At 68.3% G+C, this 21748-nt stretch carries 23 protein-coding genes; 18 read left to right on the top strand and 5 right to left on the bottom strand.

Annotated features, from left to right (window positions below; all coding sequences use genetic code 11):
* Positions 1 to 85: 85 nt before the first annotated feature.
* From ABD104_RS08690 to ABD104_RS08610, 17 genes are all read left to right on the top strand, one after another.
* The gene (locus tag ABD104_RS08690; protein ID WP_343927387.1) at positions 86 to 1543 is read left to right on the top strand and encodes a catalase; all 1458 of its coding nucleotides are present in this window, start codon (positions 86 to 88) and stop codon (positions 1541 to 1543) included.
* A gap of 301 nt (positions 1544 to 1844) precedes the next feature.
* Positions 1845 to 2828: a tripartite tricarboxylate transporter substrate binding protein gene (locus ABD104_RS08685; RefSeq protein WP_087838339.1), complete on the top strand. Its 984-nt coding sequence runs from the start codon at positions 1845 to 1847 to the stop codon at positions 2826 to 2828.
* Positions 2829 to 2858: 30 nt separating this feature from the next.
* Entirely contained in the window at positions 2859 to 3851 is a 993-nt protein-coding gene (locus tag ABD104_RS08680) for an ABC transporter substrate-binding protein (RefSeq protein WP_087838340.1), read from the top strand.
* Between the two features lie 7 nt (positions 3852 to 3858).
* The gene (locus tag ABD104_RS08675) at positions 3859 to 4722 is read left to right on the top strand and encodes an FAD binding domain-containing protein (protein ID WP_087838341.1); all 864 of its coding nucleotides are present in this window, start codon (positions 3859 to 3861) and stop codon (positions 4720 to 4722) included.
* Between the two features lie 8 nt (positions 4723 to 4730).
* Complete coding sequence (locus ABD104_RS08670; RefSeq protein WP_087838342.1) at positions 4731 to 5237, top strand: (2Fe-2S)-binding protein; 507 nt, start codon at positions 4731 to 4733, stop codon at positions 5235 to 5237.
* Positions 5227 to 7602 carry a xanthine dehydrogenase family protein molybdopterin-binding subunit gene (locus ABD104_RS08665; RefSeq protein WP_132980725.1) on the top strand — a complete coding sequence of 792 codons (2376 nt, stop codon included), beginning with the start codon at positions 5227 to 5229 and terminating at the stop codon, positions 7600 to 7602. Before ABD104_RS08670 ends, ABD104_RS08665 begins: the two co-directional genes overlap by 11 nt.
* Before the next feature lie 17 nt (positions 7603 to 7619).
* The gene (locus tag ABD104_RS08660) at positions 7620 to 8408 is read left to right on the top strand and encodes an SRPBCC family protein (protein ID WP_343927386.1); all 789 of its coding nucleotides are present in this window, start codon (positions 7620 to 7622) and stop codon (positions 8406 to 8408) included.
* 61 nt (positions 8409 to 8469) lie between these two features.
* The gene (locus tag ABD104_RS08655; RefSeq protein ID WP_087838490.1) at positions 8470 to 8778 is read left to right on the top strand and encodes a non-heme iron oxygenase ferredoxin subunit; all 309 of its coding nucleotides are present in this window, start codon (positions 8470 to 8472) and stop codon (positions 8776 to 8778) included.
* Entirely contained in the window at positions 8762 to 10039 is a 1278-nt protein-coding gene (locus tag ABD104_RS08650) for an NAD(P)/FAD-dependent oxidoreductase (RefSeq protein ID WP_343927385.1), read from the top strand. Before ABD104_RS08655 ends, ABD104_RS08650 begins: the two co-directional genes overlap by 17 nt.
* Positions 10040 to 10060: 21 nt before the next feature.
* On the top strand, positions 10061 to 11356 hold the full coding sequence (locus ABD104_RS08645; RefSeq protein WP_087838346.1) for an aromatic ring-hydroxylating dioxygenase subunit alpha: 1296 nt from the start codon (positions 10061 to 10063) through the stop codon (positions 11354 to 11356).
* A gap of 5 nt (positions 11357 to 11361) precedes the next feature.
* Entirely contained in the window at positions 11362 to 11874 is a 513-nt protein-coding gene (locus ABD104_RS08640) for an aromatic-ring-hydroxylating dioxygenase subunit beta (protein ID WP_425543324.1), read from the top strand.
* Between the two features lie 11 nt (positions 11875 to 11885).
* Positions 11886 to 12848: an amidohydrolase family protein gene (locus ABD104_RS08635; protein ID WP_343927384.1), complete on the top strand. Its 963-nt coding sequence runs from the start codon at positions 11886 to 11888 to the stop codon at positions 12846 to 12848.
* 22 nt (positions 12849 to 12870) lie between these two features.
* Complete coding sequence (locus ABD104_RS08630) at positions 12871 to 13626, top strand: maleate cis-trans isomerase family protein (protein WP_279814523.1); 756 nt, start codon at positions 12871 to 12873, stop codon at positions 13624 to 13626.
* Positions 13627 to 13655: 29 nt separating this feature from the next.
* Positions 13656 to 14483, top strand: a complete 828-nt coding sequence (locus ABD104_RS08625; RefSeq protein ID WP_132980729.1) for an alpha/beta fold hydrolase — start codon at positions 13656 to 13658, stop codon at positions 14481 to 14483.
* Positions 14484 to 14517: 34 nt separating this feature from the next.
* The gene (locus ABD104_RS08620) at positions 14518 to 15555 is read left to right on the top strand and encodes a 2,5-dihydroxypyridine 5,6-dioxygenase NicX family protein (protein ID WP_132980730.1); all 1038 of its coding nucleotides are present in this window, start codon (positions 14518 to 14520) and stop codon (positions 15553 to 15555) included.
* 13 nt (positions 15556 to 15568) lie between these two features.
* Positions 15569 to 16201 carry an isochorismatase family protein gene (locus ABD104_RS08615; protein ID WP_087838351.1) on the top strand — a complete coding sequence of 211 codons (633 nt, stop codon included), beginning with the start codon at positions 15569 to 15571 and terminating at the stop codon, positions 16199 to 16201.
* 89 nt (positions 16202 to 16290) lie between these two features.
* A complete protein-coding gene (locus tag ABD104_RS08610; RefSeq protein WP_087838352.1) occupies positions 16291 to 16776 on the top strand; it encodes a MarR family winged helix-turn-helix transcriptional regulator in 486 nt (161 codons plus the stop codon).
* On the opposite strand, the gene ABD104_RS08605 is transcribed toward ABD104_RS08610, so the two are convergent.
* From ABD104_RS08605 to ABD104_RS08595, 3 genes are read right to left on the bottom strand one after another with little or no spacing between them, the layout of a single operon-like run.
* Positions 16749 to 17996 carry a LysR substrate-binding domain-containing protein gene (locus tag ABD104_RS08605; protein WP_132980731.1) on the bottom strand — a complete coding sequence of 416 codons (1248 nt, stop codon included), beginning with the start codon at positions 17994 to 17996 and terminating at the stop codon, positions 16749 to 16751. The genes ABD104_RS08610 and ABD104_RS08605 overlap by 28 nt on opposite strands.
* Positions 17996 to 18661 (bottom strand): cysteine hydrolase family protein, encoded by a 666-nt coding sequence (locus ABD104_RS08600; RefSeq protein WP_087838354.1) that lies wholly within the window; start codon positions 18659 to 18661, stop codon positions 17996 to 17998. The genes ABD104_RS08605 and ABD104_RS08600 overlap by 1 nt, the downstream gene beginning before the upstream one ends.
* Before the next feature lie 11 nt (positions 18662 to 18672).
* Positions 18673 to 19206 (bottom strand): 3-hydroxyanthranilate 3,4-dioxygenase, encoded by a 534-nt coding sequence (locus ABD104_RS08595; RefSeq protein ID WP_176400694.1) that lies wholly within the window; start codon positions 19204 to 19206, stop codon positions 18673 to 18675.
* Between the two features lie 230 nt (positions 19207 to 19436).
* Between ABD104_RS08595 and ABD104_RS08590 the strand changes: the two genes are divergently transcribed.
* Positions 19437 to 20279, top strand: coding sequence for a Bug family tripartite tricarboxylate transporter substrate binding protein (locus tag ABD104_RS08590; protein ID WP_279814514.1), 843 nt, complete (start codon positions 19437 to 19439; stop codon positions 20277 to 20279).
* Between the two features lie 9 nt (positions 20280 to 20288).
* Here the strand turns inward: ABD104_RS08590 and ABD104_RS08585 are convergent, their stop codons facing one another.
* Entirely contained in the window at positions 20289 to 20999 is a 711-nt protein-coding gene (locus tag ABD104_RS08585) for an isochorismatase family protein (RefSeq protein WP_176400695.1), read from the bottom strand.
* A gap of 13 nt (positions 21000 to 21012) precedes the next feature.
* The gene (locus ABD104_RS08580) at positions 21013 to 21738 is read right to left on the bottom strand and encodes a class II aldolase/adducin family protein (protein WP_343927383.1); all 726 of its coding nucleotides are present in this window, start codon (positions 21736 to 21738) and stop codon (positions 21013 to 21015) included.
* Positions 21739 to 21748 lie beyond the last annotated feature (10 nt).

Below are 21748 nucleotides of genomic sequence, written 5' to 3'. Positions count from 1 at the left end.
TCTTGGCTAGGATGGACCATCGTAGGGCAAAGACCACAAGCGTCTTTGGACACGACACACCAACCCAGCCCCTCAGGAGCCCACGATGAGCGACAAGACTTCCCTCCCCGGCCACAGCACCACCGGCGCCGGGGCCCCCGCGCCCAGCGACCGCAACTCGCTGACTGTCGGCAGCGACGGCCCCCTGGTCCTGCACGATGTGCATTTCCTCGAACAGATGGCGCACTTCAACCGGGAAAAAGTCCCCGAGCGCCAGCCCCACGCCAAGGGCTCGGGCGCCTTCGGCGTGTTCGAGACCACCGAGGACGTCTCCCGCTACACCAAGGCGGCCTTGTTCCAGAAAGGCTGCAGGACGGAGATGCTGGCCCGGTTCTCGACGGTAGCCGGCGAGTCCGGCAGCCCCGACACCTGGCGCGACGTGCGCGGTTTCTCGCTGAAGTTCTACACCACCGAGGGCAACTACGACCTGGTCGGCAACAACACGCCCGTGTTCTTCGTGCGCGATCCGATGAAGTTCCCCCACTTCATCCGCAGCCAGAAGCGTCTGCCCGATTCCGGCCTGCGCGACGCCCACATGCAGTGGGACTTCTGGACGAACAATCCGGAAAGCGCGCACCAGGTCACCTACCTGATGGGCGACCGCGGCATCCCGCAGTCCTGGCGCCACATGAACGGCTTCGGGTCGCACACCTACATGTGGGTGAACGCGGCGGGCGAGAAATTCTGGGTGAAGTACCACTTCCACAACCAGCAGGGCGAGAAGAACCTGACCAACGAGGAAGCCGCCCGCATCGCCGGCCAGGACGCCGACTACCACCGGCGCGACCTGTTCGAGGCGATCGCGCGCGGGGACCATCCCAAGTGGGTGATGTCGGTGCAGGTCATGCCGTACGCCCAGGCCAAGACCTACCGCTTCAATCCCTTCGACCTGACCAAGGTGTGGCCGCACAAGGACTACCCGCTGATCAAGGTCGGCGTGATGACCCTGAACCGCAACCCGGCCAATTTCTTCGCCGAGATCGAACAGGCCGCCTTCTCCCCCGGCAACACCGTGCCGGGCATCGGCCTGTCGCCCGACAAGATGCTGCTGGGCCGCGCCTTCGCCTACAACGATGCGCACCGCGCCCGCATCGGCACGAACTTCCACCAGTTGCCCGTGAACCGTCCGAAGGTGCCGGTCAACACCTACATGTTCGACGGCAACATGACCTATGAACATGCGGGCAATGCCGCCACCTACGCGCCCAACAGCCAGGGGCGCGCCTGGGCCGACGGCGGCGCGGCGCCGGAGGAAAGCTGGGAGGTCGACACCAGCCTGGTGCGCGAGGCCTACAAGCTGCGCAAGGACGACGACGACTTCGGCCAGGCCGGCACGCTGGTGCGCGACGTATTCGATGATGCCCAGCGCCAGCGACTGGTCGATACCGTGGTGGGCACGCTGAAGTCCGGCGTGCGCGCGCCGGTGCTCGAGCGGGTGTTCGACTACTGGAAGAAGGTCGACGCCGACATCGGCCGCCGCATCGAGGCCCAGTACAAGGCCTAGGTACCCGGGCCGGGCCCCGCCTCCCGGCCTGGTCCCGTCCGGCGGCGCTTTTCGCGCGCCGCCGGCCCCTCCCCCCTTTCCCGCCATCTGGCCCGGAACTTGCAAGCAGACAGGCCGATGACCGGCCGGCGCACTCATCCGGGGCACGCATTCCTCGCCATTAGGTGATTCCCCCAATGAGCGGCCGGCCAAATACTCAGTACAGTGAGCATATTGTTCAGCCTACTGAGTATTTTGGTGCATCACGGCACACATCCAGTGCGCCCTACTGATCCGATCAACCGACCCCTGCGAGTTCCCCATGCTGACCAAGATGCCCTTCCACCTGCTGTGCTCCCTGGCCCTCGCCGCCCTCCTGCCCGTGGCGAAGGCAGAGGTCAAGGCAGCCCCCACCTTCCCCGTCAAGACGGTCGAGATCACCGTGCCCTACGCCGTGGGCGGCGGGGTCGACATGCTGGCCCGGCTCATCGGCGACCAGCTCGGCAAGCTGGGCCAGCCCGTCATCGTCGACAACAAGGCCGGCGCCGGCAGCACCGTGGGTACCCGCATCGTCGCGGGCAAGCCCAAGGACGGCCACTCCCTGCTGATGATGAACGACGCCTATTCCCTGGCGCCCGCCATCTACAAGAACCTGGGCTACGACCCCAAGAAGGATCTGGCGGCGGTGATCAATGTCGCCTACGCTCCCATGCTGGTGGTCGTGCCGGCGTCCTCCCGCTTCAAGACCCTGGCCGACGTGGTGGCGGCGGGCCGCCAGCCGGGTTCCAAGCTGTCGTACGGCTCCTGCGGCGCCGGCACCGACCCGCACCTGGCGGGCGAGATGATGAACATCGAATTCAAGATGAGCAACGTGCACGTTCCGTACAAAGGCTGTGGCCCCGCCCTGGTCGACGTCCTGGGCGGCCAGGTGGACCTGGCGGTGGTCACCATCTCCGGCGCGCTGACCTACATTTCCTCGGGCAAGCTGCGCGCGCTGGCCATCACCTCCAGCGAACGCTCGAAAGCGGTGCCCGACGTGCCCACCGTGGCCGAGAGCGGCGCGCCCGGCTTCAACCTCAGCCAGTGGCAGGGCCTGGCGGTGCCTGGCGGCACGCCGGACAACATCAAGATGGACATCTACAAGACGGTCTCGGCCATCATGAAGACCGACGCCATGCGCAAGCGGCTGGAGGACCTGGGCTACACCACCGCGGACGAAGGCCCCGCCGCGTTCCAGAAGATCGTCAACGACGACATCGACCGTTTCGCCGCGCTGGCCAGGAAGATCGGCCTGAGCGCGGATTGAGGCTTCCCGCATCCACGACAAGGAAAACCGATGAACAAACTGAACATCAGCCTCTCCGTAGGCAACTACGACCGCACCCAGGCCCTGTTCGACGGCCGCGTGGCCATCGAGGGCTGCAACGTGCGCGCCGTGCCGCTGGAGCCGGAAGAGGCCTTCCACCGCGCCTTCCGCTACGAGGAATTCGACGTGACGGAAATCTCGATGAGCAGCCACATGATGACCACGGCCCGCGGCGACAACAAGTACGTCGCGGTACCCGCCTTCCTGTCGCGGGTCTTCCGGCAGTCGGGCATCTACGTGCGCACCGACCGCGGCATCCAGCGTCCGCAGGACCTCAAGGGCAAGACCATAGGCGTGCCCGAGTACCAGATCACCGCGAACGTCTGGATCCGCGGCATCCTCGAGGATGAGTACGGCGTCAAGCCGGCCGACATCAAGTGGCGGCGCGGCGGCGTCGAGGAACCGGGCCGGGGCGAACGCGCGCCCATCGAACTGGATCCGTCCATCGACCTGAAGCAGATTCCCGACGACAAGACGCTGTCGGGCATGCTGGAGTCCGGCGAGATCGACGGCTACATCGGCGCCCGCGCGCCGTCCTGCTTCCTGCGCGGCGCGCCCAACGTGGGCCGCCTGTTCGGCGACTACATCGAGGCCGAGAAGGACTACTTCCGCCGCACCCGTATCTTCCCCATCATGCACATGGTCGGCATACGCAAGTCGCTGGTGGAAGAGAACCCCTGGCTGCCCGTCAGCGTCTACAAGGCCTTCCTGAAGGCCAAGGCCCTGGCCGTCAAGGAGCTGGACGAGATCTGCCACCTGGCCGTCACCCTGCCCTGGATGGTCCACCACCACAACGAGGCCAAGGCGCTGATGGGCGAGGACTACTGGCCTTACGGCCTGCCCGCCAACCACCACGTCATCGAGACCTTCGCTCGCTATCACCACGAGCAGGGCCTGTCGCGCCGGCGGGTCGCGCCCGAGGAGCTGTTCGCCGCCTCGTCCCTCGACCTGTCCAAGATCTGAAGGCGCCATGAAAGCTCCCGCTGTCGACTACGTGGCGCCGCGCAGCCTTGACGAAGCGCTGCAATGCCTGGCCGGCGTTGACAACGCGCGGGTGCTGGCGGGCGGCCAGTCGCTGATGGCCATGCTGAACATGCGGTTCGCGTTCCCGGACTGCCTGGTGGATATCAACCGCATCCCGGAACTGGCCTACCTGCGGGACGAGGGCGACACGATCCGGATCGGCGCCATGACACGACAGCGGGACGTCGAGTTCTCGGACCTGGTCCGCGACCGGCTGCCCATCCTGCGCGAGGCGATCCTGAACGTCGGCCACCGGCAGACGCGCAATCGCGGCACCGTCGGCGGCAGCTTGTGCCAGCTCGACCCCTCGGCCGAGATCCCCACCATCGCCATGGCCCTGGACGCGCAATTGCACGTGGCCAGCGCCGCCGGCACGCGCAGCCTGGCGATGGCGGACTTTCCCGCCGGCTACATGACGCCGGCGCTGGAGGCCGACGAGATGCTGGTGGGCGTGTCGATGCAGCCCTGGGAGCCGGGACACGGCTGGAGCTTCCTGGAGTTCTCCCGGCGGCACGGCGACTTCGCCATCGCATCGGCCGCCGTGCTGCTGCGCTTCGGCCCGGACGCGCGGGTGGACCGCTGCTCCATCACCCTGGGCGGCGTATCGACGGCGCCCGTGCGCATGGGGCAGGCCGAACAGGCGCTGCTGGGCACCAAGGCCGAGGCGGCCGACATCGAACGCGCCGCCGCGCTGTGCGGCGCGGTGGATGCCAGTTCCGACGCCTACGTGCCCGGCTGGTACCGCCAGCGGCTGGCGCGCGTCCTGTCCAGCCGCGCGATCACCCGCGCGCTCGAGCGCGCAACGAGATGAGATTCCCCATGGCAACGACGCAAGATCCCCGCCCCGTGCACCTGTCCGTCAACGGCAAGCCCTGCCAGGGCATGGCCGCGCCGCGCCTGCACCTGGCCGATTTCCTGCGCGGCGAACTGAAGCTGACCGGCACTCACGTCGGCTGCGAGCACGGCGTTTGCGGCGCCTGTACGGTGCTGGTGGACGGTGTCTCGGCGCGCAGTTGCCTGATGCTCGCGGTCCAGGGCGAGGGCTGCGCCATCACCACCGTCGAAGGCCTGGCTGCCGACGAGCACGAGCTCCATCCGCTGCAGCAGGCCTTCCATGAACTGCACGCGCTGCAATGCGGCTTCTGCACGCCCGGCATCCTGATGTCGCTGTCCGAGCTGCTGGCTGCGAACCCCGATCCGGACGAGGACACCGTGCGCGACGTGCTGTCGGGCCACCTGTGCCGTTGCACGGGCTACCAGAACATCGTGGCCGCGGCGCTGCGCGCCGCCCGGCTCCTGCGCGAACGAGACGGCCATGCACGCTGAGCGCCAACTGACCGCCATCCCCGGCATGGGTGCGAGCCCGGGCCGCATCGAGGACGAGACGCTGCTGCGGGGCAAGGCCTGCTTCCTGGACGACGTGCCCGTCCCCGATGCGCTGCATGCCTGCTTCGTGCGCAGTCCGCATGCCCACGCGCGGCTTCGCGGCATCGACGCGGGCCAGGCGCGCGCCCTGCCCGGCGTCGTCGCGGTCTATACCCGCCAGGACCTGTTCGGGCACATCACCTCGTGGCGCATGCCGCTGGGCTTTCCGCTGGCGGCCCTGCCCGAGGACACCACTCCCTTCGCGCTGGCCGGCGACGAGGTCGCCTTCGTGGGCGAGGCCTATGCGGTGGTGGTGGCCCGGACGCGGCACGAGGCCGAGGACGCCGCGGCCGCCGTGCAGGCGGAGTTCGAGGTCCTGCCCGCCGTCGCGGACTGCCGCCAGGCCGTGCGCGGCGATGCTCCCCGGGTGCGTACCGAGCTGGCCAGCAACGTGCTGCAGGACTACACCCTGGCCTACGGCGACTGCGACGCCGCCTTCGCCCGCGCCGACATCGTGCTGGACGACGAATTCCAAGTCCATCGGGGCTGCGGCCATCCCATGGAGGGCCGCGGCGTGGTGGCCGCGCTCGATCCCGCCACCGGCATGCTGACCGTCTGGTCCTCGACCCAGATGGCGCACGAACTGCACTACACCATCGCCCACATGCTGGACCAGCCCGAGGACCAGCTGCGGGTGATCACCCCCGACGTGGGCGGCGGCTTCGGCGCCAAGTTCATGATCTACCCCGAGGAAATCGTGGTGCCCGCCGTCGCCCGCGCGCTGGGCCGACCGGTCAAGTGGGTGGAGGACCGCCGCGAGAACTTCCTGACCACCATCCAGGAACGCGACCAGTTCTGGCGCATCTCGGTGGCCGCCGACCGCGATGGACGCGTGCTGGGCGTGCGCGGCGGCTTCGTCCACGACCACGGCGCCTACACGCCCCAGGGCACCAACGTCCCGTACAACGCCGCCTCGTCCATGACCGGGCCCTACGTCGTGCCCGCCTTCTCGCTGCACGTACAGGTGGCCTACACCAACAAGGTACCGGTCGCCACCATACGCGGCGCCGGCTATCCGCAGGCGGCCTTCGTCATGGAACGCATGATGGACCGCCTGGCATCCGCCGCGGGAATCGACCGGCTCGAATGCCGCCGGCGCAATCTCATCCCCCCGGAAAAGATTCCCTACACCAAGCCGCTCAAGTCGCGCGCCGGCGTGCCGCTGGTCATCGACAGCGGCGACTTCCCGGCCCTGCAAGCCACGGCCGCCCGGGCCATCGACTACGAGGGCTTCGCGCGGCGGCAGGAGGAATCGGCCCGCGCCGGCCTGCTGCGCGGCATCGCGATCGCCAACAGCGTCAAGCCCACCGGGCGCGGCCCCTACGAGAGCGCGCGCGTCCGCGTCCATCCGTCCGGCCGCATCGTCGTCCACACCGGCGCCCTCGCCATGGGCCAGGGCATCAAGACCACGCTGGCGCAATTGTGCGCCGCGCACCTGGGCGTGGAGCCGCAGGCGGTGGAGGTCTCGGCGGGCGATACGGGCCTCTCCGGCTACGGCATGGGCGGCTTCGCCAGCCGCCAGGCCATGATGGCCGGCTCGGCCGTCTCCGAGGCCGCGGCCAAGGTCAGGGACAAGGCGCTGGCCACGGCCGCCGCCGTGCTCGGTGTGAGCGCGGATGAACTGATGCTGAGCCAGGGCGAGGTCCATACGCCGGACTTCGCCAGGCGCGTCCCGCTGGCCCGGCTGGCCATGCTGCTCAAGGGCGTGCCCGGTTATGCGCTGCCGGTCCCCGGCGACCCGGGCCTGGATGCGACCGTGCATTTCCACTGCGATGCGCAGGCCTACGCCGGCTCTTCCCACGCCTGCGAGGTCGAAGTCGATCCGTTGACGGGCGCCATCCACGTGCGGCGCTACGTGGCCGTGCAGGACAGCGGCAATCTGATCAATCCGCAGATCGCGCACGGCCAGGTGCATGGCGGCGTGGTGCACGGCATCGGCAACGCGCTGTTCGAATGGATGGGCTACGACGACAACGCCCAGCCCCTGACCACGACTTTCGCGGAATACCTGTTGCCCACCGCGCCGGAGGTGCCTCCCATCGAGGTCATCTTCCAGCCCTCGCCCACGCGCTTGAACCCGCTGGGAGTCAAGGGCATAGGCGAATGCGCGACGCTGGCGGTTGCCGCCGCCGTGATAGGCGCCGTCGAGCACGCGCTGGACGGCCACGGCGTGCGCATCACCGAATTCCCGCTGACCCCGGTGCGCCTGGCCGAGCTGCTCGATCCGCCGGCCCGGGACACGACGGCACCCAGCGCCAACCCCTGACTCCGATCGCAGACGCCATGGAATTCACCAATCACTTTCACGTCCCCCTGCCGCTGGAAGAAACCTGGAAACTGATGCTGGACGTTCCCCGCATCCTGCCGTGCCTGCCCGGGGCCCGGCTCAAGGAAGCGCTGGGCGACGACAAGTACCTGGGCTCGGTATCGGTCAAGCTGGGCCCCATCAAGCTGGCCTTCGACGGCCAGGCCGAGCTGGTGCGCAAGGACGACGAGCGGCACATCGCCTGGCTGCGCGGTTCCGGCCTCGACCCCAAGGGCCGCGGCTCGGCCCAGTCGGAATTCAGCTTCGCGCTGGTGCCGGCCGCGGGTGGCGGCACCGACGTCACCGTCGCCACCCAGCTGCAACTGTCGGGCGCGGTAGCGCAGTACGGACGCGGCAGCGGCATGATCGCCGAAGTGGCGGGCCACATCCTCAAGCAGTTCGAGCACAACCTGGCTGCATCGCTGCAGGACGACGCCGATGCGGCCGAACCGGCGGCACCCATGCCCGGCACTCCCGCCCAGCCCGCCGCCACGGCGCCGGGCGAAGCGGCCGCGCCCCGGCTGGCCGCGGTTCCGGGCAGCGCGCCCGCTTCGCCCGAAGCCCAGGCCCTGCTGCTGCAGGCGCAGGCCGTGCTGGCCCAGGCGCAGGCCGTGCTGGCGGCCACGCAGCAGGCCCTGAACCAGAACCGGCGCGGCGCGGGCCGAACCGCGCCGCCGCCCCAGGAGCTGAACATGCTCAGCATAGGCATGAAGGCCTTCTGGTCCCAGTTCAAGCAAGGCGTGGGAGGGCTGTTCGGCCGCCGCTAGCCGCGGGCCCCGTGCGCGGGGCCGCACGATGAAGATCAGCATACTGACCAATGGAAACATCATGAACTGGACACGAATCGCCGCGGTGGACGAGGTCGAAGACGACGCCGGCATGCCGTTCAAGCTGGACGGCCGCGAACTCGCCCTGTTCCGCAGCGGCGGCGAATTCTTCGCCGCCGACAACGTCTGCACCCATCAATATGCGCTGCTGACCGACGGCTATGTCGAGGACGGCTGCGTGGAATGCCCGCTGCACCAGGCGCAGTTCGACCTGCGCACCGGCGAGCCGCGCTGTGCGCCGGCCACGCAGCCGATCCGCATCTATCCCGTCAAGGTCGAGGACGAGGCCGTCTATGTCGCCGTCGAATGACGCCTCCGCGCCCCTGGTCATCGTCGGCGCGGGCCAGGCCGGCGCCATGGCGGCGCGTGCCCTGCGCGAGCTCGGCCATGCCGGGAAGGTGGTCCTGATCGGCGACGAGCCCCATGCGCCCTACGAGCGCCCGCCCCTTTCCAAGGCCGTGCTGGCCGACGAACAGCCGCCGGACGTCAACCTGTTGCCCGAGCCCTTCCTGGCCCAGTCCGGCATCGTGCTGCAACCGGGCCGGCGTGTCGTCCGCCTCGATGCCGCGCGGCGCGAACTGCACCTGGACGACGGCGCGGTCCAGGCTTATCGCGCCTGCCTGCTTGCCACCGGCGGCGACGTCCGCGTCTTGCCGGCCCTGCCTCCCGGTACGCCGGGCGTCCACTACCTGCGCACGCTGGACGACGCGCAGCGCCTGCGCGCGGCCCTGCGCACCGCGCGCAGCCTGCTGGTGACAGGCGGCGGCTTCCTGGGACTGGAGATCGCCTCCACCGCCCGTGCGCTGGGCCTGGACGTCACCGTGATGGAACTGGGGCCGGCGCTGCTGGGCCGGGCGATGCCGCCCGAGGTCTCCCGCTGGCTGGCCGCGCGCGCCCGGGCCCACGGCGTACGCCTGCATCTGGGCGCGCAGCCGTCGGGCCTCGTGCCCGTCGCCGGCGGGATCGCCGCCACGCTGGCGGACGCGGGCGTGTTGCGGGCGGACCTGGCGGTGGTCGCCGTGGGCCAGGTACCCAACGTGGCGCTGGCGCGCGAAGCCGGATTGCTGATCGATGCCGGCAACGGCGGCATCCGGGTCGACGAGCGCTGCCGCACCAGCGCCGAAGGGGTCTACGCCGCGGGCGATTGCGCCAGCGGCCGGGATGCCGCCACCGGCACGCACCGCCGCCTGGAATCCTGGCAGAACGCCAACGAACAGGCGCGCATCGCCGCCGCGGCGATGCTGGGCCAGGACGCCGAGCCGCCCCCGCCTCCCTGGTTCTGGACCGATCAGTTCGGCTGCAACATCCAGATGCTGGGCCACGGCGCGCCCGGCCTGGCCTATCGCCTGCGCGGCCAGTTCCCGGAAGGCCGGGACCCGGGCAAGGCCATGCTTTTCGGCATCGAGGGCGGGCGCCTGGTCCATGTCATCGCCATCAACGCCGGCGGCGACCTGCGCGCCTTCCGAAGCGTGCTGGGACGCCCCCTGGCCTGCGCGCCGGAAGCGCTGGCCGATCCCGGCATCCCCGCCAAACAGCTCGCGCGCCTGGCCCTGGGCCCGGCGTCCGCCTAGGGACCAACGAAAGGAAGCACCATGTACAAGAACCAGGAAATCCTCGACTACACGGTCGGCGCGAAGAACCGTCCCGCCGACGACTATGCCTGGCCGGCGGACGACCACCTGATCCCCGACTGGGTCTACACCAGCCAATCGGTGTACGAGCGCGAGATGGAGCGCATCTTCAAGGGCCGTTCGTGGAACTTCGTCGCCCTGGAGGCCGAGATCCCCAATCCGGGCGACTACAAGCGCTCCTACGTCGGTCCCGTGCCGGTCGTGGTCTCGCGCGCCGACGACGGCAGCATCCACGTCTTCGAGAACCGTTGCGCGCACCGGGGCGCGGAATTCTGCCGCAGCAGCCGGGGCCACGCGAAGGAATTCGTCTGCCCCTACCACCAGTGGTCCTACGACCTCAAGGGCAACCTCCAAGGCATTCCCTTCAAGCGCGGCGTGAACAAGCAAGGCGGCATGCCGCGCGAGTTCCGCAACGAGGACCATGGCCTGTTCAAGCTGCGCGTCACGACCCGGCACGGCGTGGTCTTCGCCTCGTACTCGGCCGACGTGGAGCCGCTGGAGGAATACCTGACGCCCGAGATCCTGAAGGACTTCGACGTCGTCTTCCCCGGCAAGCCGCTCAGGATCCTGGGCTATTACAAGAACGAGCTGCCCTGCAACTGGAAGATGTATCACGAGAACCTGAAGGATCCGTACCACGCCACGCTGCTGCACTCGTTCCTGGTGGTGTTCGGCCTGCTGGTGGCAGGCAACGACTCGGCCATGATCGCCGACCCCGTGCACCACCGGCACGGCACCATGGCCTCGGCCAAGAAGGAAGACAAGTACGCCGCCGTCAGCGAGGAAAACAAGAAGGAGATGCGCTCCTTCCACGACGGCATGCGGCTGCAGGACGACCGCTTCCTGGAGTTCGTGAAGGAATTCGACTCGCCCTGGTCGGTGACCATGCAGACCATCTGGCCCAACCTGGTCGTGCAGCGCGAGATGAACACGCTGGGCGTGCGCCAGATCGTGCCCAACGGCCCCCACAGCATGCTGATGATCTGGACCATGTTCGGCTACGAGGACGACACGCCCGAGATGACCCGGCATCGCCTGCGCCAGGGCAACCTGATGGGGCCGGCGGGCTTCCTGGGCCTGGAGGACAACGAGGCCATGAAATTCGTGCAGGAGGGCGTGCGCCGCAGCAGCCTGGACACGAACGTCGTGAAACTGGACGCGGGCAACGTCGGCACGGCCACGTCGCTGATATCGGAAGCCGCCATACGCGGCATGTATCGCTACTACCGCGAAGTCATGGGATGGGAAAAGGCATGATGACATTGCAGCTTTCAGGATATGCGCCCTCGCGGGTGGACGCACGGCGGGCGGCGGAGCTGCGACCGCTGGTCGAGCATTTCAACATCGAGTATTGCGCGGTGCTGGACAGCGGCCACATCGAGGAATGGCCACGCTTCTTCGCCGAGGACTGCATCTACCGGATCACCGCGCGCGAGAACACCGAGCTGGACATGCCGGTAGGGCTGGTCTATGCCGAGGGGCGCCCCATGCTGCACGACCGGGCGGTAGCGATCTCGCGCACGCAGATGTTCGCGCCCCGCACCATGACCCACCTGCTGTCCGCCCCCCGCATCGTCGGCGAGGAAGGACAGGAAATCTGGGCCCAATGCAATTACGTGCTGCTGCAGACCCTGGTGGAGGGGCCCACCACGCTGCACCTGGCCGGCACCTACCACGACCGGTTCGTCCGCGACGGCGACGAACTGCTGCTGCGGGAGAGGCAGGTGATCCACGAATCGTCGGTGATCGCCAACGACCTGGTCTACCCCGTCTAGGAGGAATGGAATTGACTACCCTACGCAAGATCGCGCTGGAAGAACACTTCATGATGCCCGGCTTCGAGACCTACTCGAAGGCATTCCTGAACTTCATCGACCCGGCCACCATGAAGGAACTGGGCCAGCGTCTGGCCGACTTCGACACGCTCAGACTCGATGAAATGGACCGGGCGGGCATCGAGCTGGTCGTGCTGTCCCAGTCCGGACCGGGCGTGCAGGCCGAACTCGACACCACTCTCGCACTGCGCCGGGCGCGCGAGAACAACGACTTCCTGGCCGAGCGGATCGCGCGGCGGCCGGACCGCTATGCGGGCTTCGCCATGCTGCCCATGCACGATCCGCTCGAAGCAGCGCGCGAACTGGAACGCTGCGTGAAGCAGCTGGGATTCAAGGGCTCGCTGGTGAACGGCCACACACTGGGACGCTACTACGAAGGCCGCGAATACGATCCGTTCTGGGAACGGATGCAGGAGCTGGACGTGCCCATGTACCTGCACCCCATCGACCCGTGGAAGCCGCTGCACGCCCTGGACGGCGCGCCGGTGCTGGCCGGCGCCAGCTGGGGCTGGGGCGTCGAGACCGCCAGCCACGCGCTGCGCATGGTGTTCGGCGGCGTGTTCGACCGCTTCCCCCGGCTCAAGGTCATCCTGGGCCACATGGGCGAGGGCCTGCCCTTCCAGCGCTGGCGCTTCGACAGCCGCTTCGCCGCCTACCCCTATGGGGTCAGCCTGCAGCGGCGGCCGTCGGAATACATCGGCACCAACCTGCTCATCACCACCTCGGGCGTGTGCTCGCATCCGACGCTGGTCGGCGCGGTGGGCGAGATGGGCGTGGACGCCGTGATGTTCTCGGTCGACTACCCCTACGAATCGACCGAAGCCGCCGCCCGCTTCATCGACACCGCGCCCCTGGAACCCGCCCAGCTCGAAGCCATCTGCCATGGCAACGCGGCGCGGATCCTGGGCCTGTGAACCGCATCCGACGGAGACTCCCATGACCAAGCCGCTGTTTCGCATCGGGCAGATTGTGCCCAGTTCCAACACCACCATGGAAACGGAGATCCCGGCCATGCTGGCCGCGCGCCAGCAGATCCGGCCGGAGCGCTTCACCTTCCACTCCAGCCGCATGCGCATGAAGCACGTGGTCAAGGAAGAGCTGGCCGCCATGGACGCCGAGTCCGACCGCTGCGCCGTCGAACTGAGCGACGCCCGCGTCGACGTGCTGGGCTATGCCTGCCTGGTCGCCATCATGGCGATGGGGCGCGGCTATCACCGGCAGTCCGAGGCCCGCCTGAAGAACCATACCGCCGCCAACGGCGGCGACGCGCCCGTCATCACCAGCGCGGGCGCGCTGATCGAAGGACTCAAGGTGATCGGCGCCCGGCGCATCGTGGTGGTGGCTCCCTACATGAAGCCGCTGACCGAGCTGGTGGTCGACTACATCCACCACGAGGGCTTCGAAGTCGCCGACTACCGTGCCCTGGAAATCCCCGACAACCTCGAGGTCGGACGCCACGACCCCGAGAACCTGCCGGCCATCGTCGCGCAGATGGACACCAGCCAGGTCGATGCCATCGTGCTGTCGGCCTGCGTCCAGATGCCGTCCCTGCCCGTGGTGGCCAAGGTCGAGGCGCAGACCGGCAAGCCGGTCCTCACGGCCGCCATCGCCACGACCTATGCCATGCTCAAGGCCCTGGACCTCGAACGCGTCGTGCCGGGGGCCGGCGCGCTGCTGTCCGGCGCCTACTGACACGGCCTCTTCCTTCCAGCGAGCCTCTCATGCCCGACAGCCAATTCCTCTACGGCGCCAACGTGCGCGCCAACGGCATCCGCCAGCATTACCTGCGCTACGGCGGCGCCGACGGCGAGCGCGCCTCGCGCGATCCCGTCATCGTCGTCCCCGGCATCACCAGCCCCGCCATCACCTGGGGCTTCGTGGGCGAGCGCCTGGGCCGGCACTTCGACACCTATGTTCTCGATGTGCGCGGCCGCGGCCTGTCCACCGCCGCGCCCGGCCTGGACTATAGCCTCGATGCCCAGGCCGAGGACCTGATCGCGCTGGCCGAGGCGCTGGGCCTGGCGCGCGCCAGCGTGGTGGGCCATTCCATGGGCGCCCGCATCGGCCTGCGCGCCGCGCGCATCGGCATGCCCGCCATGGCCAGGCTGGTGGCGGTCGATCCGCCGGTATCCGGCCCCGGACGCCGCCCCTACCCCGCCAAGCTTCCCTGGTACGTCGATTCGATGAAGGCGGCGCGCGCCGGCATGGACTGGACCGCCATGCGCGAGTTCTGTCCCACCTGGACCGAGGAGCAGCTGCGGCTGCGCGCCGAATGGCTGCACACCTGCGACGAGGAGGCGGTGCTGGCCAGCTTCGAAGGCTTTCACACCGACGACATCCACGCCGATCTTCCCGCGATCCGGCAGCCCGTGCTGCTGATGACCGCCGAGCGTGGCGGCGTGGTCGAGGATGCCGACGTCGCGGAATTCGGGCAGCTGCTGGCCTCGATGCGGGCCGTGCGCGTGCCCGGCGCCGGCCACATGATCCCGTGGGACAACGAGGAAGGCTTCTACCAGGCCTTCGGCACGTTCCTCGGCGTTTCAATCTGAGATCCCTCTCCACCTCCAGACCACAGGCAAGACCATGGCCATCAGCGACTATCCGTTCATCGAAGCCTGGCGCCAGGTGCTGACGCTGTCCCGCCTGGAGGCGGGGCAGACCGTGACCATCCTGACCAGCGCGTCCACCCATCCGCAGACCCTGTCGTGCGCCACCATCGCCGCCCAGTCCCTGGGGGCCATCGTCAACCGGCTGGACCTGCCGCCGGTCAACGGCGAGAAGGCCCTGAGCCGGGACGCGCTGGCCTACCTGGGCACGACGCCCCTGACCGGCAACCACGCCGCCATCGCCGCCCTGAAGGCCAGCGACCTCGTCCTGGACCTGATGACCCTGCTCTTCTCGCCGGAACAGCACGAGATCCTGCAGACCGGCACCAAGATCCTGCTGGCGGTCGAACCGCCCGAAGTCCTGATGCGCATGGTCCCCACCCAGGAGGACAAGACCCGCGTCACCGCGGCGGCCGCGCACATCCAGGCCGCCCGCGAGATGCGCGTGCGCTCGGCCGCCGGCACGGACCTGCGCTGCCCCCTGGGCGAATTCCCCGCCATCAGCGAATACGGTTTCGTCGACGAACCCGGCCGCTGGGACCACTGGCCCAGCGGATTCGCGCTGACCTGGCCCAACGAAGGCGGCGCCAGCGGCCGCATCGTCATCGACCGGGGCGACATCCTGCTGCCCCAGAAATGCTACGTGGACGACCCCATCACGCTCACGGTGGAGAACGGCTACGCGGTGCGCATCGAGGGCGGCCTGTCGGCCAGCCTGCTCGACGACTACATGGCGTCCTTCGACGACCCAGAGGCCTACGCGATCTCGCACATAGGCTGGGGTTTGCAACCGCGCGCCCGCTGGTCCACACTGGGGCTGTACGACCGCGAAGCCACCATAGGCATGGATGCCCGTGCCTTCGAAGGCAACTTCCTGTTCTCTCTCGGCCCCAACAACGAAGCCGGCGGAAGCCGCACCACCGCCTGCCACATCGACATCCCGCTGCGCCGCTGCACCGTCAGCCTGGACGGGCGGGACATGGTCGCGGACGGCAAGGTCCTCGACCAGGCCTAGACACGGAGCCATCATGCACAAGGAAATCTCGACCTACCAGCGCCAGGGATTCGGCGCCGATCTCGAACTGCGCGGACCGGCCGCGCTGCTCATCGTCGATTTCGTCAACGGTTTCGCCGACCCGGCCATGTTCGGCGGCGGCAACATCCGCGAAGCCATCGAGCGCACGACGGTGCTGCTGGCCGAGGCCCGCAGGCTCGGGTGGCCCGTGGCGCACACACGCATCGTGTTCGCCGACGACGACGCCGATGGCAACGTATTCACCGAAAAGGTCCCCGGCCTGCTGAAACTGAAGGAACACGCCCCCGCCAGCGCCATCGTCCCCGAGCTGGCCCCGGCTCCGGGCGAACTCGTGGTGCGCAAGACGCTGCCCTCGGCCTTCTTCGGCACCACGCTGGCCGCATGGCTCGCGCAGCGCGGCGTGCGCACGCTGATCGTGGCCGGCGCGGTCACCAGCGGCTGCGTGCGCGCCAGCGTCGTGGACGCCATGTGCCATGGCCTGCGCCCCGTCGTCGCCTCGGACTGCGTGGGCGATCGGGCGCTCGGCCCGCACGAGGCCAACCTGTTCGACATGCAGCAGAAATACGCCGCCGTCATGCCGCGCGACGAGGTGCTGCAGGCGCTGGGGGCGGCCGCCAGCCGTTGATTCCTGGGCCCGATGGGTGGTCCGCAGTATACTGAGTAAAAATGCGCCGGCCCCGCGCCGGCGCCGGTATACCTGTGAAGCACCCCACAATGACCCAATCCCCCCCCTCGCACCCTTTCGATCCCGCCGAGCAGGTGCTCTGGTCGCGCGCGGGATACCTGGTCCGCCGCCTGAACCAGATCCACTATGCGATGTTCTTCGAGGAATGCAGCAACGAGATCACCCCGGTCCAGTACGGCATCCTGACCGCCCTGTCCCTGCAGCCGGGCAGCGACCAGAAGACGATCGGCCACGAACTCGGGCTGGACCGCACCACCACGGCCGACGTCGTCAAGCGGCTCGAACGCAAGGGCTACCTGACGCGCCGCGTGGATCCCGACGACCGCCGCTCGCGGCAATCCTTCATCACCGAGGAAGGACTGCGCGTCATGGGCCAGTTGCAGGACGGCATGACACGCGCCCAGCAGCGGCTGATCGCCCCGCTCAGCAAGAAAGACCAGGAAACCTTCATGCGCCTGCTTTCCAAGCTGGTGCAGGCCAACAACCACTACGGCCGCGCGGCCGCCGACCTCTGATCCTTTTCCCCTGATTCGTCGCGGCACACCTGACGGATCGCCTCGATCAGCAATTGCGCCCCCGGCGACGAATGCTCCTGCGTGCGACGCAGGATGCCCATGGAACGCTCGGTGCCCACCAGCACCACCGGCAACTCCACCAGGATGCCCGCCCGCAGTTCGTGCGGGAACAACTGGCGCGAAGCCGCCGACAGCATGTCGGTCTCCAGCAGCAGCCCCCGGATCAGGGAAATGTCCGACGACTCCACCGCCACCTGCGGTTCCGGCAACCCATGCTGCGCCAGGCATGCACCCAGCGCCTCGCGCGTAGGCGTGCCCTGCCGGGGCAGCACCCATGCGGCTTCCATCAGGTCGGCCAGGTCCAGGGCCGCCGCGCCGGCCAGCGGATGATCGCGGCGCGCCAGCACCACCATGGGCTCGCGCATCAACTGCTCGACCACCAGCGCGCTTTCCAGCGGTTCCACCGGCAGCGCGCCCACCAGGAAATCCACGTCGCCCAGCCGCAGGCCCGCCACCAGCGTGTCCATGGGCGCCTCCAGCGTGCGCACCTGGAGGCGCGGATGCCGGGCCAGCACACTGCCGATGGCCACCGGCAACACATACGGACGGCTGAACGGCAGCGCCCCGACCACCACCTGTCCTTCGATCACGCCCTTCAGCGCCGAGATCTCGGTGCCGGCCAGGCGCAACTGCGCCAATGCCCGCTTCACATGCGCCAGCAGCAGCTCGCCGCATTCGTTCAATGCGACGCCGGCATGCGCGCGGTCGAACAGAGGCACGCCGACGCTGGCCTCCAGGTCGTACAGCGCCATGCTGGCGGCCGGCTGGGAAACGCCCACCGCCGCCGCCGCCGTGCTGATGTGCTTGCGCTCGGTAAAGGCGAACAACAGTTCCAGGCGCCGCTCGTGCACGGCCAATGAAAAGAACGGCGCGGTGCGCAGACGCGGCGCCGACTCGGGGTAGCGCTCGCACAACGTGTCGCAGGCTTGCTGCAGTTCGGCGAACGCCAACTCGGTCCGTCGGTGCAGCGCCTGGCCGAAGTCGGTCAACAGCCACTGGCGCGCGCTGCGCTCGAACAGCGCGACGCCGAACCAGCCTTCCAGCTCCTGCACCGAACGCGACACGGCCGACTGGGCGCGGCGTAGTTCCTCGCTCGCACGGGCCAGGTTGCCGTGGCGCACGACGGCCAGGAAGGGGCGCAGGTGCTTGGTGTGGAGCATCAAAGGGCCGAAAGGGCGTCGGCAGGGGCGTGCTTGCCGAACAAACGCAGGAGCTCGACCGAGGTCGTGACCTCGCCAAAATTCACCCGGACCGTCGATAACGTGCCCTCGTGGCCAGCCGCGTTACCGCTGCCCACGCAATCCTCCGCCACGACGATGTGATAGCCGAGGAAGAATCCGTGCCTGAGGGTCGAATCGACGCAGACATTGGTGGCCACGCCCGCCATCACCAGCGTCCTGATACCCCGCTCCTGCAACTGCGCGTGCAGCCCGGTCTCGTGGAAACCGCTGAACGTGTGCTTGTCCACGACGATGTCCCCCTCCCGGGGTTGAATGCGGAAGAAGTCGGCGCCCCAGGTTCCCTCCATGCAGCAGCCCTCGGCATCCCGCATGGCGACGTGGGCCTCCGCCAGGTACTTGAAATCGTAGACCGAGCGCAACCATGCGACCGCAGCCCCCGATCGCCTGGCCCCGTCCGCCAATGCGCCGATCCGGTCGGCGATGGCGGCATTCTCGTCCACCCGGATGGGATGGCGGCCGCTTTCAGCCCGGGTGCGCTGCAGGTAGCCGCCCTGGGCGCAGAAATCGTTCTGCATATCGACGATCACTAACGCCGTGTGTCGCGGCTGCGCTTTCTCCGCCAGGGTGCGTAGGATATTGCTCATGGCCCCCCCCTTCAACGGTCCGGCATGATGGTGCCGCACTTCTTGCAGGTGCGGAAATCGAGCGAACCCCAGAAATTGTCGTAGGCCCGCGATACCGGATCGGTACCGTAATCACTGACGATGAAGCGTTCCTCGTGCAGCAGATTGTCGCAAGAAGGGCAGAACCAATGGAAGCGGTCCACTTCGCCAGGCCGGCGCTTGCGCTCGACCACGAGCTGGAACGCATCGGGCGGGAAACGCGGCGAATGCGGCACCATGGGCGGCTGGTAAAGACAATGTCCTTCGGGAACCACCGCGACTTTCTCCACCCCCTCGGGCGTACGATAGTGCAGGTGCAGGTCCCCCTTCAGCGAATACTGCATCTCGTGGCTGGGATTCAGGTGGAACTCGCTGCGGTATTCACGGCCGCGCGCAATGAAGCACAGGCAGTCGTCCTCCTGCCACAACGGATAGGTCCGCCGCTCCTCGTTGTGCCGCAAGTGCTCCATGATTTCCTGCAAATCGATTTGCGGCATGTGCAATTGCAGGCTGGGAAATAGTTTCATCGCTATGTCCTGGTAGTGAATCCCCCCATTCTCGGCTCCCCGCGGGGCTGGCGCCAGCCGGCAATGCTTCTGCCTGGGGCGAAAAAACTTATGCCCGCCCGCCGGCCATCAAAATGCTTCTGCCGGTCCCGAAAGCGCTTATGCCCCATCCCCTCCGGCCTGCGGCAATGGCACAGTGGCGGGGCCACCCGCTGGTGGGGTGGCTTGCTCAACCTTCGGGAATCCGGACCATGAAAACGCCAATCATCCATTCCGTGCTCGCGGCGATCACGCTGGCCCTGTGCGGCGCCGCGCCGACGCACGCCCAGGACTACCCCGCCAAACCCGTGCGGGTGGTCTCCACCTTCCCCGTGGGCAGCGGCCCCGACGTCGCGCTGCGGCTGGTGGCCGACCGGCTGTCGCAGAAATGGGGACAGCCCGTCATGGTCGAGAACAAGCCGGGCGGCAACGGCTTCATCGCCATCGACGCCGCCAAGCGCAGTCCCGCCGACGGCTACACCCTGCTCCAGATGGACAACGCGCAGACCAGCGCCCATCCCTACCTGTTCAAGAAACTGCCCTACGACCTGATGCGCGACTTCGAGCCCATCACGCCCATGCTGCGCAACTACTTCTTCGTAGTGGTACCGGTGGACAGCCCCTTCCGCGGCACCGGCGACCTGCTCCAGGCGGCGCGCGCCAAACCCGGCTCGGTCACCTACGGTTCGTGGTTCGGCGGCAGCGCCGGCCCCCTGCAGCGCGCCGGCAAGGTCCGCTACCTGGCCGTCTCGGCGCCCCGGCGGCTGGCGGGCTTCCCGGACGTCCCCACCATCGCGGAATCCGGCGGACCGGCGGACTTCGACCTGGCGGGATCGGTCGCGCTGCTGGCGCCCAAGGGCACGCCCGCGGCGGTCGCCGACAAGATCCAGCGCGACGTGGCGCAGGTATTGCGCGACCCGGAGGTCCTCAAGCGCTACGACGCGATGTTCTACGAGCCCTACGTGCTGGAACGCGCCGAGTACGTGAAGGAGCTGGCCGACGAGACCCGGCGGTTCGGGCAGGTGCTCAAGCGCTTGAATATCGCGCTGGATTGAAACGCCCGGTCAGGCCGACGCGCCGAAGTGCCCCAGGATGTCCGCCGTATCCAGCACGTCGGCATACTTCGCATGCATGTCCAGCAGGCTCATCGCATGGCTGGATTGCAGGCGGTCGAAGCAGGCGTCGGCAGCCACGGCGATGCGGTAGTTGGCGCTGAAGCCATCCACCACGGTGGCACGCACGCAGCCCGAGGTGCTGCCGCCCGCCACCACCAGCGAATCCGCACCCAGCAGGGTCAGGTAGGACTGCAGCGGCGTCGAGAAGAACGCCGACGGCTTCTGCTTGCCGATGACGAGGTCGCTGGGCTGCGGAGCGATTTCCTCGACGATCTCGTCATGATGCCGATCGGATTGGGACACCGGAGCCTCTTGCGGCCGCGATCGTGCATGCTTCCACAGCCACGAACCCATGTCCCATTTGTCGTCCCGGTACGCGCCCCGCGTGTAGATGACGGGCCGCTGCTGCGCGCGAAAGGCGGCCAGCAGTTCGCGGATGCGGTCGATGGCGTCCCAGCTTGCCTCGCCGCAAGAGTTGGGCCAGCGGCGAACGGAGTCGGTGATGGGTTCGCGCCGGTCGCCGCAAAAACCATAGGTGGCGTCGACGATCACCAGGGCCGGGCACGCGCCGAATCCCATGCGGGCGCCGTAGCCGGACAGCTCGATGATCTCACGGTCGCGCGGCGTCAGGTACGAATACAGCGATTCGAGCGTGGCCATGTCCAGGGCCTCCTCAGGCGAACAGCGCGGCATCGCCGCGGGCCTTTTCCTGCCACGCGAGCTTGCGGACGAAGTAGTTCCAGGAATGCTCGATGTGGACGGGCGTCATGATCTGTTCGCGCCGGCGCCGCCGCACGGGCGGCATGGGGAAGGTCGCTTCGGCGCGCATCTGCGAACCCAGCACGTGGATGCGCGCGGCGCGCTCCAGGAAGACCCCCACGCAGACGGCATGGGCGATGGACGTGCCGCAAAAGGTGACGCCGTGATTGGCCATCAGCACGGCGAAATGCGGTCCCAGGGTGCGGGCCAGCGCGGCGCCCTCTTCCTCGGTCTTGAGCAGCGCGGCCTCGTCCCGGTGGCAGGGCAGTTCGTCGAAGTAGTCGGCATCCAGCGTGAACGGCGCCAGCGCGGTGCCGAACGACGACAGGATGCTGGCGTGGAAGGGATGGGTATGGGCGACGACGTTGACGTCGGGCCGCGCCTTCAGGATCTCGGAATGGATGGGCCACTCAGAATGGCGCCCCCCTTCCCCTTCCAGCTTGGCGCCATCGTGGCCGACCAGCACGAAGTCGGCGGCGGACAGGATCTCGCCCAGGCCGCGCGCGTTGCGCTTGAGCCAGAAGCCGCGCCCTTGCGGATCGCGCAGCGACAGGTGGCCCAGGGTCATGTCGCCATGGCCTTCCATTTCCAGGACGCGGCAGGCCGTCGCCAGTTGTTCCAGTTGTTCGTCGATAGACATCGTGGGAGCC

The sequence above is a fragment of the Pigmentiphaga daeguensis genome (assembly GCF_039523035.1).
In the GTDB taxonomy this organism is placed as follows: domain Bacteria; phylum Pseudomonadota; class Gammaproteobacteria; order Burkholderiales; family Burkholderiaceae_B; genus Pigmentiphaga; species Pigmentiphaga daeguensis.
Note: the sequence above shows the minus strand (reverse complement) of the source record. Positions and strands in the feature narration are given on the sequence as shown.

Excerpts from the sequence above, each read along its gene's own strand:
- ABD104_RS08690 (WP_343927387.1), top strand. The coding sequence starts at position 86 with ATGAGCGACAAGACTTCCCTCCCCGGCCACAGCACCACCGGCGCCGGG.
- ABD104_RS08685 (WP_087838339.1), top strand. The coding sequence starts at position 1,845 with ATGCTGACCAAGATGCCCTTCCACCTGCTGTGCTCCCTGGCCCTCGCC.
- ABD104_RS08680 (WP_087838340.1), top strand. The coding sequence starts at position 2,859 with ATGAACAAACTGAACATCAGCCTCTCCGTAGGCAACTACGACCGCACC.
- ABD104_RS08675 (WP_087838341.1), top strand. The coding sequence starts at position 3,859 with ATGAAAGCTCCCGCTGTCGACTACGTGGCGCCGCGCAGCCTTGACGAA.
- ABD104_RS08670 (WP_087838342.1), top strand. The coding sequence starts at position 4,731 with ATGGCAACGACGCAAGATCCCCGCCCCGTGCACCTGTCCGTCAACGGC.
- ABD104_RS08665 (WP_132980725.1), top strand. The coding sequence starts at position 5,227 with ATGCACGCTGAGCGCCAACTGACCGCCATCCCCGGCATGGGTGCGAGC.
- ABD104_RS08660 (WP_343927386.1), top strand. The coding sequence starts at position 7,620 with ATGGAATTCACCAATCACTTTCACGTCCCCCTGCCGCTGGAAGAAACC.
- ABD104_RS08655 (WP_087838490.1), top strand. The coding sequence starts at position 8,470 with ATGAACTGGACACGAATCGCCGCGGTGGACGAGGTCGAAGACGACGCC.
- ABD104_RS08650 (WP_343927385.1), top strand. The coding sequence starts at position 8,762 with ATGTCGCCGTCGAATGACGCCTCCGCGCCCCTGGTCATCGTCGGCGCG.
- ABD104_RS08645 (WP_087838346.1), top strand. The coding sequence starts at position 10,061 with ATGTACAAGAACCAGGAAATCCTCGACTACACGGTCGGCGCGAAGAAC.
- ABD104_RS08630 (WP_279814523.1), top strand. The coding sequence starts at position 12,871 with ATGACCAAGCCGCTGTTTCGCATCGGGCAGATTGTGCCCAGTTCCAAC.
- ABD104_RS08625 (WP_132980729.1), top strand. The coding sequence starts at position 13,656 with ATGCCCGACAGCCAATTCCTCTACGGCGCCAACGTGCGCGCCAACGGC.
- ABD104_RS08620 (WP_132980730.1), top strand. The coding sequence starts at position 14,518 with ATGGCCATCAGCGACTATCCGTTCATCGAAGCCTGGCGCCAGGTGCTG.
- ABD104_RS08615 (WP_087838351.1), top strand. The coding sequence starts at position 15,569 with ATGCACAAGGAAATCTCGACCTACCAGCGCCAGGGATTCGGCGCCGAT.
- ABD104_RS08610 (WP_087838352.1), top strand. The coding sequence starts at position 16,291 with ATGACCCAATCCCCCCCCTCGCACCCTTTCGATCCCGCCGAGCAGGTG.
- ABD104_RS08605 (WP_132980731.1), bottom strand. The coding sequence starts at position 17,996 with ATGCTCCACACCAAGCACCTGCGCCCCTTCCTGGCCGTCGTGCGCCAC.
- ABD104_RS08600 (WP_087838354.1), bottom strand. The coding sequence starts at position 18,661 with ATGAGCAATATCCTACGCACCCTGGCGGAGAAAGCGCAGCCGCGACAC.
- ABD104_RS08595 (WP_176400694.1), bottom strand. The coding sequence starts at position 19,206 with ATGAAACTATTTCCCAGCCTGCAATTGCACATGCCGCAAATCGATTTG.
- ABD104_RS08590 (WP_279814514.1), top strand. The coding sequence starts at position 19,437 with ATGAAAACGCCAATCATCCATTCCGTGCTCGCGGCGATCACGCTGGCC.
- ABD104_RS08585 (WP_176400695.1), bottom strand. The coding sequence starts at position 20,999 with ATGGCCACGCTCGAATCGCTGTATTCGTACCTGACGCCGCGCGACCGT.
- ABD104_RS08580 (WP_343927383.1), bottom strand. The coding sequence starts at position 21,738 with ATGTCTATCGACGAACAACTGGAACAACTGGCGACGGCCTGCCGCGTC.